At 40.8% G+C, this 11917-nt stretch carries 15 protein-coding genes; 13 read left to right on the forward strand and 2 right to left on the reverse strand.

Annotation, left to right across the window (positions count from 1 at the left end):
• From narJ to ABEV15_RS12380, 4 genes are all read left to right on the forward strand, one after another.
• Positions 1 to 552: a nitrate reductase molybdenum cofactor assembly chaperone gene (narJ, locus tag ABEV15_RS12365; protein ID WP_498853385.1), complete on the forward strand. Its 552-nt coding sequence runs from the start codon at positions 1 to 3 to the stop codon at positions 550 to 552.
• Positions 553 to 1236, forward strand: a complete 684-nt coding sequence (gene narI, locus ABEV15_RS12370; protein ID WP_498853386.1) for a respiratory nitrate reductase subunit gamma — start codon at positions 553 to 555, stop codon at positions 1234 to 1236.
• Positions 1237 to 1330: 94 nt separating this feature from the next.
• Positions 1331 to 1570, forward strand: a complete 240-nt coding sequence (locus ABEV15_RS12375; RefSeq protein WP_498853387.1) for a DUF2552 family protein — start codon at positions 1331 to 1333, stop codon at positions 1568 to 1570.
• A gap of 193 nt (positions 1571 to 1763) precedes the next feature.
• The gene (locus ABEV15_RS12380; RefSeq protein ID WP_006318172.1) at positions 1764 to 1964 is read left to right on the forward strand and encodes a DUF3886 domain-containing protein; all 201 of its coding nucleotides are present in this window, start codon (positions 1764 to 1766) and stop codon (positions 1962 to 1964) included.
• An 18-nt stretch (positions 1965 to 1982) separates the two neighbouring features.
• Here ABEV15_RS12380 and ABEV15_RS12385 read toward each other — a convergent pair whose 3' ends face one another.
• The gene (locus ABEV15_RS12385) at positions 1983 to 2897 is read right to left on the reverse strand and encodes an aldo/keto reductase (protein WP_297989983.1); all 915 of its coding nucleotides are present in this window, start codon (positions 2895 to 2897) and stop codon (positions 1983 to 1985) included.
• A 134-nt stretch (positions 2898 to 3031) separates the two neighbouring features.
• Complete coding sequence (locus ABEV15_RS12390) at positions 3032 to 3916, reverse strand: sulfite exporter TauE/SafE family protein (protein ID WP_498853388.1); 885 nt, start codon at positions 3914 to 3916, stop codon at positions 3032 to 3034.
• A gap of 203 nt (positions 3917 to 4119) precedes the next feature.
• On the opposite strand from ABEV15_RS12390, the gene ABEV15_RS12395 reads away from it, so the two are divergent.
• The 9 genes from ABEV15_RS12395 (at position 4120) to ABEV15_RS12435 (ending at position 11900) form a co-directional block, all read left to right on the forward strand.
• Complete coding sequence (locus tag ABEV15_RS12395; RefSeq protein WP_429630996.1) at positions 4120 to 4659, forward strand: NUDIX hydrolase; 540 nt, start codon at positions 4120 to 4122, stop codon at positions 4657 to 4659.
• 84 nt (positions 4660 to 4743) lie between these two features.
• Complete coding sequence (gene spoIIM, locus ABEV15_RS12400) at positions 4744 to 5388, forward strand: stage II sporulation protein M (RefSeq protein WP_429630994.1); 645 nt, start codon at positions 4744 to 4746, stop codon at positions 5386 to 5388.
• A gap of 105 nt (positions 5389 to 5493) precedes the next feature.
• Positions 5494 to 5946 (forward strand): ferric iron uptake transcriptional regulator, encoded by a 453-nt coding sequence (gene fur / locus ABEV15_RS12405; RefSeq protein WP_429630992.1) that lies wholly within the window; start codon positions 5494 to 5496, stop codon positions 5944 to 5946.
• 95 nt (positions 5947 to 6041) lie between these two features.
• Complete coding sequence (locus ABEV15_RS12410; protein ID WP_429630990.1) at positions 6042 to 6254, forward strand: YqzK family protein; 213 nt, start codon at positions 6042 to 6044, stop codon at positions 6252 to 6254.
• Between the two features lie 7 nt (positions 6255 to 6261).
• Positions 6262 to 7158 (forward strand): site-specific tyrosine recombinase XerD, encoded by an 897-nt coding sequence (gene xerD, locus ABEV15_RS12415; protein WP_429630988.1) that lies wholly within the window; start codon positions 6262 to 6264, stop codon positions 7156 to 7158.
• 155 nt (positions 7159 to 7313) lie between these two features.
• Positions 7314 to 8495 carry a phosphopentomutase gene (gene deoB / locus ABEV15_RS12420; RefSeq protein ID WP_498853389.1) on the forward strand — a complete coding sequence of 394 codons (1182 nt, stop codon included), beginning with the start codon at positions 7314 to 7316 and terminating at the stop codon, positions 8493 to 8495.
• 13 nt (positions 8496 to 8508) lie between these two features.
• Positions 8509 to 9333: a purine-nucleoside phosphorylase gene (locus ABEV15_RS12425; RefSeq protein WP_498853390.1), complete on the forward strand. Its 825-nt coding sequence runs from the start codon at positions 8509 to 8511 to the stop codon at positions 9331 to 9333.
• Between the two features lie 18 nt (positions 9334 to 9351).
• The gene (locus ABEV15_RS12430) at positions 9352 to 10653 is read left to right on the forward strand and encodes a pyrimidine-nucleoside phosphorylase (protein WP_429630982.1); all 1302 of its coding nucleotides are present in this window, start codon (positions 9352 to 9354) and stop codon (positions 10651 to 10653) included.
• 89 nt (positions 10654 to 10742) lie between these two features.
• Complete coding sequence (locus tag ABEV15_RS12435) at positions 10743 to 11900, forward strand: D-alanyl-D-alanine carboxypeptidase family protein (protein ID WP_498853391.1); 1158 nt, start codon at positions 10743 to 10745, stop codon at positions 11898 to 11900.
• Positions 11901 to 11917 lie beyond the last annotated feature (17 nt).

An 11917-nucleotide genomic window follows, 5' to 3' on the forward strand; every position in this document is an offset into this window, starting at 1 on the left:
ATGGATTATGCTCACGTACAAACGGTGTTTGAAATCGTTTCGTATTTGTTATCGTACCCAGATCGACAATGGCGCGAACAGCTAGATGATTGTGCAACGTTTAGTCAACAAATTCCGCATCGTCCAATCGTTCAAAACATACAAAAATTTATTGATTATGTAAAACAAACGGATGAAACGCCATGGATTGAAACATATGTGTATACGTTTGATTTTGGCAAAAAAACAAATTTATATATCACATATATGAGTACAGGGGAACAGAGAGAGCGAGGAATTGAGCTGTTACAATTGAAGCAATTATACAAATCAGCAGGGTTTGACGTAACAGAGCAGGAATTGCCGGACTACTTACCGCTTATGCTTGAATTTTCATCACAAGCAGAGCGTGTGTATGTTCAACCGCTCATGCAAAAATATTTCAATCATATATCCCACATTCGTGAACAGCTCATTGCAGCTGAAAGTTATTACGCCATTTTATTCGATGTGTTGCTCATGGCACTTGAAGAGATCGGGGTGCGTAAACTTGCAGAAGGGAGCGTGTCGTAATTGCTCGAACAATTTCTTTGGGGATACTTCCCTTACATCGTTTTAACGATTTTTATTGGCGGACATATTTATCGCTATCAGCACGATCAGTTTGGATGGACGACAAAATCGAGCGAGTTTCTTGAAAAAAAATCGTTGCGGCTCGGAAGCACGTTATTTCACTGGGGGATCATCATCGTTTTTATCGGTCATGTGATGGGCATTCTTATTCCGAAATCGGTCTACGATGCGGTTGGTATTTCTGAGCACACGTATCATACGATGGCGATCGCGTTCGGGCTTCCAGCAGGGATTGTTTCTATCGTTGGTTTAGCGATTCTTATTCAACGTCGTTTAACAGTGAAGCGCATTCGTTTGATAACTAGTAAAGCAGATTGGCTCGTTTTAATTTTATTAGCGATTGTCATGTTGACCGGTCTTGCTTCTACATCATTGAATGTGAATGCCGGCGGATTTGACTATCGAACAACGATCAGTCCTTGGTTTCGCACCGTTTTAACGTTTCGTGCAGATCCAACATACATGGAAAGCGTACCGATTTGGTTTAAAATTCATATCATCTCAGCTTTATGTATTTTCATCGTCTGGCCGTTTACACGGTTAGTTCACATATTCAGCATGCCGTTCCGTTATTTGGGGCGCAGCTACGTTGTGTATCGTCGTCGCGTGCCAAAACAACAATGAAAAGAGGTCTCTTTTTCGAGATCTCTTTTCTTATTTTACGATATTGAGTTAAAATAAGAATGGATATGTAAATGATATGGAAAGAGTGATTGTTGTGAGTGATCAAGTAAACCGTCTTCGAAAAATAGCAAAGGAAAAAACGTGGGTGTCGTTTTTGTACAATAACCATCCGTATAGCTTGCTTCATTGGTCTGTTGCAGGATTTTCAAATGATGAACACGACGTTTGGTTACTGCAAGATGAAATGACATTTGAAACACAATCGTTCGTTCAGTTAGATGAGGCGCTTGCTTGGATTGAACAACATATGCCAAATATTACTGATATTTTATAAAGAGGGCGAGATGCCCTCCTGCTTATTGCGGGGAGTTTTGCCGTTTTGTCGGGTGAATGGCTTTTTCCAACTCCTCTTTTGCTATGATAGGACGGACGGTATCAGCTGTCGGTTTTCCTTTTTGGCTTTTATTTTTTGTCATGACAGTTCACTCCTTTACGTTTGTTCCTTATTAGTTTGGAGAAAGAAAGGGATGTTTATGCTAAAAGATCGATTAAATGAGCAGCTGATCGAACAGTTAAAGCAAAAACAAAAGCAGCTGCAAGAAAAAGAACAAAAACGAAAAGAAGAAGAGGAAGCCAAACGAAAAGAAGAAGCTCGCAAGCGTGAAAAAAACAAAACGTTTGCGGAGTGGTTAGAAGAAAGTGATTTAGATTGGCGAAAATTTAAATAACCGAGGTTCGAACCTCGGTTATCGATGAGCAGTAAAAATCGTTTGTTTTGTTAGTGTTTTCAATATAGCTATTTGTTCATCGCTTAACGTCACCGATTGGGCAGCGACGTTTTCGATGAGCTGTGTTAATCGGCTTGCACCTGGAATGACTGTTGCAACCGCATCATGAGCTAAACAAAAGCGAAGGGCAATCGCCGTTAGCGTTTCATTTGGTGCAACGGCTTTTAGTTTTGGAATAAGTGTAACTAATTCAGCAAACGAATAATCGACATAGCCGTTTTGTTTCGTTCCATCGCTTGCTCGCTCAATGGGACGTTCAGTTAATAATCCTTTAGCAAGCGGTCCGCGTGCAATGACGCTAATGTGATGTTGCTTCAAAAGCGGAAACCATTCTTCAGCGCGGCGATCGAGCAAACTATACGGCATCATAACAGAAACGATGCGCGATCGTTTTACATATTCGCGAATGACATTTGGGCGCATAGAAGAGATACCGTAATAACGAATAACGCCTTCTTGTTGCAACTCTTCAAACGCCTCAATTGTCTCATCGATCGGATCATCGATCGTTCCGCCGTGTAATTGATATACATCAATATAATCGGTTTGTAACCGTCGTAAGCTGTGTTTAACAGCCTCTTTGATGTATGCTTTTGACGGATCCCACGTCCAACCGTCTCCTTGTTCTGTCCAACGATTCCCTACTTTCGTTGCAACGATGACATCGTGGCGCTTGCCTTTTAATGCTTTACCAACGATTTCTTCATTTAGCCCACGATCATATAAATCGGCTGTATCGAAGTAGTTCACTCCTTTGTCTATCGCTTCATGAATGATGCGAATCGCATCACTTTCCGATGTACCAAGCGACATACAACCAAACCCAATTTCACTCACGTATAAGTTTGAATGTCCGAGCTTTCGTTTTTTCATGTAAAACCCCTTTTTTTATTTTGATTTTTAACTTAAGTATGCATTTACGAATGAAAAACTCTGAAAGATGTGTGTGATCCCTAGAAAATTATTACATAATACTATTTTAACACATTTTTTGCAAACCCCATTTATTAATCCACGTGCGTTGTAGATAAGGATATTTTTTTATAGTCATAAACTGTTTTTAAGACGGCAATAAACCAACCGAGTATGATTGTTGTATAAATGAATATATCCCAATTTTCAGGTATGCTCCATGTATGAAGTATAGTCCGAGTATTTGTGAGAATGATGAGTCCACCAACAAGTACCCCTAGTAAGTGAGCCGGTATTTTTCGAACAAACCAAGCTGCAATTGGAGCAGCAATAATCCCTCCAACCATAAGTGTTCCAACCCAATACCAATTAACTTGTTCCCAACCTAGTGAAATGAAAAAACCAATTGTTGCTGACAACGCGATAGCAAATTCAGATGTGTCAACAGTTCCTACCACTTTTCTTGTTTCCATGCTGTTGTTTGCGAGAAGAACCGGTGTTGCAATTGGTCCCCAGCCTCCTCCGCCTGTTGCATCAAAAAAGCCAGCTATCAAACCGAGGGGAACGAGTTGTTTGTTAGATAACTTTTTTTGTTTTTGTAGCACATGTTTATTCGAAAGAAATAAAAAGCGATACATGATATAAAAGCCGAGTGACAATAAAAAAAGTGATACAAACGGTTTAATCAGATCGCTGGGGAGATTGCTTAGGAAGCAAGCACCGATAAAAGCACCTAGCGATCCAGGAATAATTAATTTGATGACCATGTCTTTGTCCACATTTCCAAATTTAAAATGCGAAACACCAGAAGCAGCAGTTGTAACGACTTCAGCTAAGTGTATTGATGCGGAAGCAACAGCGGGAGTAATGCCGAATGCAAGTAATAGTGTTGTCGAGGTTACTCCGTACGCCATACCAAGCGAACCATCAATCAATTGAGCAATGAATCCAACAATAGTAAATATAATTAACTTTTTCATTATCCTATCCTCTATCCCCCTTATAAAAACGAAATATTCTTAACTGTTTAACATCTTAATTTAAGTATTCATATATGTCAAGTATGAATTTTGTTACTATTTGTTAATTTAGTTTTTATAAATGAACGTAGGGTATATTTTTCCCATTTGTCTTTAAGTATGTAGTACAATCAATTATGAAACGATAAGATGGTGGTGAAACAATGGATCATTTATATGAAAAAACGATCAGTAAGCAACGTATTTTTTCAGGAAAAGTGATTGACGTATATGTTGAAGATGTGTTGTTGCCGAACGGAGAAATGAGCAAGCGAGAAGTTGTAAAACATCCTGGAGCAGTTGCGGTACTTGCGATCACAGAAGAAAATAAAATCGTGCTTGTTCGTCAATATCGGAAAGCATTGGAGCGAATGCTCGTTGAAATTCCAGCAGGAAAGCTAGAAAAAGGGGAAGAACCGCTTCAAACAGCGAAACGTGAACTCGAGGAAGAAACAGGATATGTATGCGAGGACATGGAGCCGCTTCACTCTTTCTACACTTCCCCAGGATTTGCGGATGAATTAGTACATATATTTCTTGCTAAAGGACTAACGAAAAAAAGCGAAAAGCAAATGCTCGATGATGACGAGTTTGTGGATGTGCTCGAAGTGACGTTAGAAGAAGCGCTCAACATGGTCAAAGAAAAGCAAATTTACGATGCAAAAACGATTTACGCCCTTTTATATTGGCAATTACATGCGTAAAAGCGGTCTGTGTGACCGCTTTTTGTCATATTGCGGTCCTTTTCCCATACAATGTAGTAACAGAATGTGTAGGGGGATGGAGCGATGAGAAAGCGATCATGGATGACAGCGTGGGGACAACATGTGCAAGAACATTATACGACATATGTATTTACCGTCGTTCTTTTTGTGATGGGAATTATTTTTGGTGCTATTGTCGTCAATAGCTTAAGCTTTAATCAAAAAGAAGACTTATATTATTATTTAACGAATTTTTTTGGACAAGTTTCTTTAGGAAATATCGCAAGCACGCATGATGTATGGAAAGAAAGCTTTTTACAAAATTTAAAATACATTGGACTGATGTGGATTTTAGCGATGTCGCTCGTGGGATTGCCGCTCATTTTAATTTTATTGTTTTTAAAAGGGCTTGTTGTCGGTTTTACGGTCGGATTTTTAGTCAATCAAATGGGCTGGAACGGGTTTTTATTAGCTTTCGTATCTGTCGTCCCGCAAAATATTATTCTCGTCCCGATTTTTATTATGATGGCGGCTGTATCCATTTCGTTTTCGTTAAAAATGATTCGGCATCAATTTGTGAAACGAACGCACGAACCGATTTTTCGAGCGATGCTTCGCTATACGTTTGTCATGTTATCGTTTAGTATCGCTTTAGCATTTGCCTCTTCGCTTGAAGCATACGTATCCCCGTTGCTCATGAAAGAAGTTGTCGAACTAATACAAAAATAATTATTATTTAATAATCATTTTATTTATCAGTTTATAATCATTTTATTTTGACACGTTCCTTTCTTTTGCTATAATGAGAATGAGTAACGAGGGAGGGAATGTAAAATGGAAAGTCGGCTTGAACGAATAAAAAAACAATTGCATGCAGCAAGTTATAAATTAACGCCGCAACGGGAAGCGACAGTACGTGTGTTGCTTGAACATGAAGAAGATCATTTAAGTGCGGAAGATGTCTACCTCCTCGTGAAAGAAAAAGCACCTGAAATCGGTTTAGCCACAGTATATCGCACGTTGGAGTTATTAACAGAATTAAAAATTGTCGATAAAATTAACTTCGGGGATGGCGTTTCCCGCTATGATCTTCGCAAGGAAGGTGCGGCGCATTTTCATCATCATTTAGTGTGTATTGAATGTGGAGCGGTCGATGAAATTCAAGAAGATTTATTAGAAGATGTTGAAGCGATTGTAGAACGGGATTGGAATTTTAAAATTAAAGATCATCGCTTAACGTTTCATGGCATTTGTCATCGTTGTCAAGATAAACATGAACAACAGTAAACCTTTTCGTCTATGAAAAGGTTTTTTTATTTGTGTATAAAATGCAGTCAAACGGGCATATCCTCTTACTATATGACAGTTGCCGGAGGTGTGCCATGAAAAGAATTGTGGACGTATTAAAAGTATTTCTTTTGTTTACGGGATGTACGATTTTATTTTATTATAGTATTGTATGGATGAGTGAAGAATACAACTATTACCGTCGCTACGATGAGCCGATGGGATCAGCTGTGAAAGTGTCAACGACGGAGCAACAAGAAACATATTGGCTCGATCGACTACTGTTTTTCTATCAAAACGGGGAGTAGAGTGGGTGTGGAAGATCAAGTAAAAGATTTTATTCACTATTTAATTGTAGAACGAAATTTAGCTCATAACACGATTGTGTCATATGAGCGCGACTTAAAAAAATATGTTCAATATTTGCAAAAAGTCGAACAACTGTGTAGTTGGAACGATGTAACCCGTTTTCATATTATGCAATTTTTAAAGTTTTTGAAAGAAAAAGGAAGCTCACCAAAAACGATTGCGCGCCATCTCGCGTCTGTTCGGTCGTTTCATCAATTTTTATTACGTGAAAAAACAGTCGATCAAGATCCGACTGTTCATATTGAAACACCGCAACTGCCGCGGAAATTACCAAACGTGTTGTCGATGGCAGAAGTCGAGGCATTATTAGAAGCGCCAAAGGAAAATACACCGTTTAGCATTCGCGATAAGGCGATGTTAGAATTGTTATATGCGACAGGTATTCGTGTCAGCGAGCTCATTCAATTAAACGTATCTGATGTTCATTTAACAATGGGATTCATTCGTTGTTATGGAAAAGGGCGGAAAGAGCGAATTGTGCCGATCGGAAAAATGGCGACTGATGCGTTAAAGCGGTATATAGAGCAAGGACGGTCAGAGCTGTTACGAAGAAAAAAAGGAACGACAGAAGCGTTGTTTTTAAACCATCACGGTGAACGGTTAACAAGACAAGGATGCTGGAAAATTTTAAAACGACTCGCTCAAGAAGCGAACATTCAAAAACAATTAACTCCGCATACGTTGCGCCATTCATTTGCGACGCATTTATTAGAAAACGGAGCAGATTTACGGGCCGTGCAAGAAATGCTCGGACATGCTGATATTTCGACGACGCAAATTTATACGCATGTAACGAAAACGAGATTAAAAGATGTGTACAAGCAGTTTCACCCGCGAGCATAACTGTGACGATGATTTGTCACAGTTTTTTATTGCAATTCATTATGAAAACGTTTTATAATTTAGTTGTCAGACTTCTGACAAATTCGAACAACGCGTGATTTTGTTTTGTAGTGGGTACGCTATGAGGAAAATGAAGCGATTGGGGAGGTAAAGTAGTGAAGCCTACATATAAACGTGTATTTTTAATTGTGATGGACTCTGTTGGAATTGGTGAAGCGCCAGATGCCGAAAAATATAACGATAAAGGCGCAGATACGCTTGGGCATATTGCTGAACATCGCGGTGGCTTGTACATGCCGAACATGGCGAAGCTAGGGTTAAGCAACATTCGTGAAATTAAAGGTGTTCCAAAAGCTGATCAGCCGCTTGCTTATTATACGAAAATGCAAGAGGCGTCCGCTGGGAAAGATACGATGACGGGACATTGGGAGTTAATGGGTCTTCGCATTGATACGCCGTTTCAAGTATTTCCTGACGGATTTCCAAAAGAGCTGATTGATGAATTAGAAAAACGAACAGGAAGAAAAGTGATCGGGAATAAACCAGCAAGCGGCACAGCCATTATTGATGAACTTGGCCCAGAGCATATGGAAACAGGCGCACTTATTGTGTATACATCAGCCGATTCCGTTTTACAAATTGCTGCGCATGAGGAAGTAATCCCATTAGAAGAACTATATCGCATTTGTAAAATTGCTCGTGAGCTAACGCTTGATGAAAAATATATGGTTGGTCGCGTTATCGCTCGGCCATTCATCGGTACACCGGGCAACTTCCAACGGACAGCGAACCGTCATGACTACGCTCTAAAACCGTTTGGACGTACGGTAATGAACGAGTTGCAAGATGCGGGCTATGACGTCATTGCAATCGGAAAAATTGCTGACATTTACGATAACGAAGGTGTAACAAAAACGTTGCGCACAAAGTCAAATATGGACGGCATGGACAAACTAATCGATACGTTGCAAATGGACTTTACAGGGTTAAGTTTCGTAAACCTTGTTGATTTTGACGCATTATACGGACATCGTCGCGATCCAAAAGGATATGGGGATGCGTTAGAACAGTTTGATGCCCGTTTGCCAGAAGTATTTGATCGTCTAAAAGATGACGATTTATTAATTATTACAGCCGATCACGGAAATGACCCTGTTCATCACGGAACAGATCATACGCGCGAATTTGTTCCGCTTCTCGTTTATAGTCCAAGCATGAATGGAGGTAAACAACTTCCATTGCGTGAAACGTTCGCAGACGTCGGGGCGACGATTGCGGAAAACTTCGGTGTGACGATGCCAAAATACGGAACAAGCTTTTTACATAACTTAAAATAAGGAGAGTGACGAAATGAATCGAGCAGCCATTGAACAAGCGGCACAATTTTTAAAAGAAAAGTTTCCAACACCACCACAAATCGGTCTTATTCTCGGTTCCGGTTTAGGTGTGTTGGCGGATGAAATCGAGCAAGCAATTAAAATTCCGTATAGTGACATTCCAAATTTCCCTGTATCGACAGTTGAAGGGCATGCGGGTCAGCTTGTATACGGCCAGTTAGAAGGGGCGACAGTAGTCGTCATGCAAGGGCGGTTTCATTATTACGAAGGATACAGCTTCGATAAAGTAACGTTCCCTGTGCGCGTGATGAAAGCTCTCGGTGTCGAGCAGTTAATTGTCACAAATGCGGCAGGCGGTGTGAATGAATCGTTTGAACCAGGAGATTTAATGATTATTTCAGACCATATTAATAACATGGGTGGCAACCCGCTTATCGGTCCGAACGATCCGATGCTTGGTGTGCGCTTCCCAGATATGACGGAAGCATATAGTAAACGACTTCGTCAACTCGCGAAAGATGTTGCCAACGAAATTGGTTTACGTGTGCGCGAAGGCGTGTATGTTGCTAATACCGGTCCTGCGTACGAAACGCCGGCAGAAATTCGTATGATTCGCGTGATGGGCGGCGATGCAGTCGGCATGTCTACCGTACCTGAAGTGATCACTGCCCGCCATGCCGGAATGGAAGTGCTCGGTATTTCGTGCATTTCGAATATGGCTGCAGGCATTTTAGATCAGCCGCTGACACATCATGAAGTGATCGAAACGACAGAAAAAGTAAAAGCGGACTTTTTACGATTTGTGAAAGCGATCGTACGCAACATGGCGAAAAAATAAGCGAGAAGGTGTACGACGATGAGAATGGTCGATTTAATTGAGAAAAAACGAGATGGCCACGCGTTAACGAAAGAGGAAATTCATTTTATTATTGAAGGTTATACAAGAGGCGACATTCCAGACTATCAAATGAGCGCATTGGCGATGGCGATTTTCTTCCGCGGCATGAACGAAGAAGAAACAGCTGAATTAACGATGGCGATGGTGCATTCGGGCGATACGATTGATCTTTCAAAAATCGAAGGTGTTAAAGTCGATAAACATTCAACAGGTGGGGTAGGTGATACGACGACTCTCGTTTTAGGTCCACTTGTTGCTTCCGTTGGCGTTCCGGTTGCGAAAATGTCAGGGCGCGGGCTTGGTCATACCGGTGGAACGATTGATAAGTTAGAATCTGTGCCAGGATTTCACGTTGAAATTAGCAACGACGAATTTATTAAACTTGTAAACAAAAATAAAATTGCCGTTGTCGGTCAGTCTGGAAACTTAACGCCAGCTGATAAAAAATTGTATGCGCTTCGCGATGTGACGGCAACAGTCAATAGCATTCCGTTAATTGCCTCATCGATTATGAGCAAAAAAATTGCCGCAGGGGCAGATGCGATCGTACTTGACGTAAAAACAGGTGCGGGTGCATTTATGAAAGATTTAAACGATGCCAAAGCATTAGCGAAAGCGATGGTCGATATCGGAAACCGTGTTGGACGGAAAACGATGGCGATTATTTCCGATATGAGTCAACCGCTTGGTTATGCCATTGGAAACGCACTTGAAGTCAAAGAAGCGATCGATACGTTAAAAGGCGAAGGTCCAGAAGACTTACAAGAGCTTTGCTTAGTGCTAGGAAGTCATATGGTATATTTAGCTGAAAAAGCATCTTCGCTCGAAGAAGCCCGTCATATGTTAGAGAAAGCCATGAAAGACGGCTCTGCGCTTGAGACGTTTAAAACGTTTTTAGCTGCGCAAGGTGGCGATGCATCTGTTGTCGATGATCCAAGCAAATTGCCACAAGCGAAATATGTCATTGAACTTGAAGCGAAAGAAGATGGATACGTATCAGAAATTGTCGCGGATGCGGTCGGAACAGCAGCGATGTGGCTCGGGGCAGGGCGTGCGACGAAAGAATCGACAATTGATTTAGCCGTCGGTTTAGTGCTTCGTAAAAAAGTTGGCGATGCGGTGAAAAAAGGCGAATCGCTTGTCGCCATTTACAGCAACCGCGAACAAATTGATGATGTAAAACAAAAACTATATGAAAACATTCGTATTTCAGCAACGCCAGTTCAGGCGCCAACATTAATTTACGATAAAATTTCGTAACCTGAAGGATTCGTTCCTTCAGGTTTTTTATGTATATAAAAAATAAAAAATGGAAAAGATGGCAAGTATAAAGAAATGGAGGGTTGGAGATGAAGCGATTTTTTTATGTGCTTGCCATTGCGTTATTATTTATTCCGATCGTATCCGCGCATGCGGAACAACCGAAAGTCGAATTGGCAACCGAGGTGCGATCAGCCATTTTGATCGAGCGGGATACAGGGGCTATTTTGTATGAAAAAAATGCCCATGAGCCGCTTCCACCAGCGAGCATGACAAAAATTATGACGATGCTTCTCATTATGGAAGCAATTGATCAAGGAAAGTTAAAGCTAGATGAACGAGTGCGAGCTAGTGAATATGCCGCATCGATGGGTGGATCGCAAATTTTTCTTGAACCTGGTGAAGAAATGACGGTTGACGATTTATTAAAAGGTGTTGCGATCGGATCAGGCAATGACGCAGCGGTTGCGTTAGCAGAACGAATTGCTGGTTCAGAAGAAGCGTTCGTCCATATGATGAACGAAAAAGCGAAGCAACTAGGTATAAAACATACAACATTTGAAAACACGACAGGTTTGCCGGCAAAAAATCATTATAGCACCGCGTACGATATGGCGATGATGGCGAAAGAGCTATTAAAATACGATTTAATTACAAAATATACAGGCACATATGAAGACTATTTACGAGAACATACAGATAAAAAGTTTTGGCTCGTGAATACAAATCGACTTGTGAAATTTTATCCAGGTGTCGATGGTTTAAAAACGGGTTACACGAGCGAAGCGAAATATTGTTTAACAGCCACAGCGAAAAAAGGCAATATGCGTGTCATTGCCGTCGTTTTTGGAGCACCAACGCCAAAAGCACGAAATGCGCAAATTACAAAAATGTTAGATTACGCATTTAGCCATTATGAAACGAAGCCGCTTTATAAAAAAGGCGAGACGATTGCGATGCTCCCTGTCAGCAAAGGAAAGAAAAAGGCGGTCGCTGCCGTGACATCTGAACCGATTTCTGTCCTATTGCAAAAAGGGGAAAAATCTGAAGCGGTCAAAACAACATGGAAATTAAATAAAAAAGTGAAAGCGCCAGTGAAAAAAGGAGATGTGCTTGGCATGCTCGTTGTGAAAAAAGACGGAGCAGTTATCGCCAAAAGTCCTCTAGTGGCGAAAGAACAAGTGGAAGAAGCAAACATGTGGGAATTTTTTAAACGCATGTTTAGTTCCTTCTCACGCACATCTTGACGAAACGAGACGAATGG

Source organism: Bhargavaea massiliensis, from assembly GCF_050480245.1.
Taxonomy (GTDB): Bacteria; Bacillota; Bacilli; order Bacillales; family Anoxybacillaceae; genus Anoxybacillus.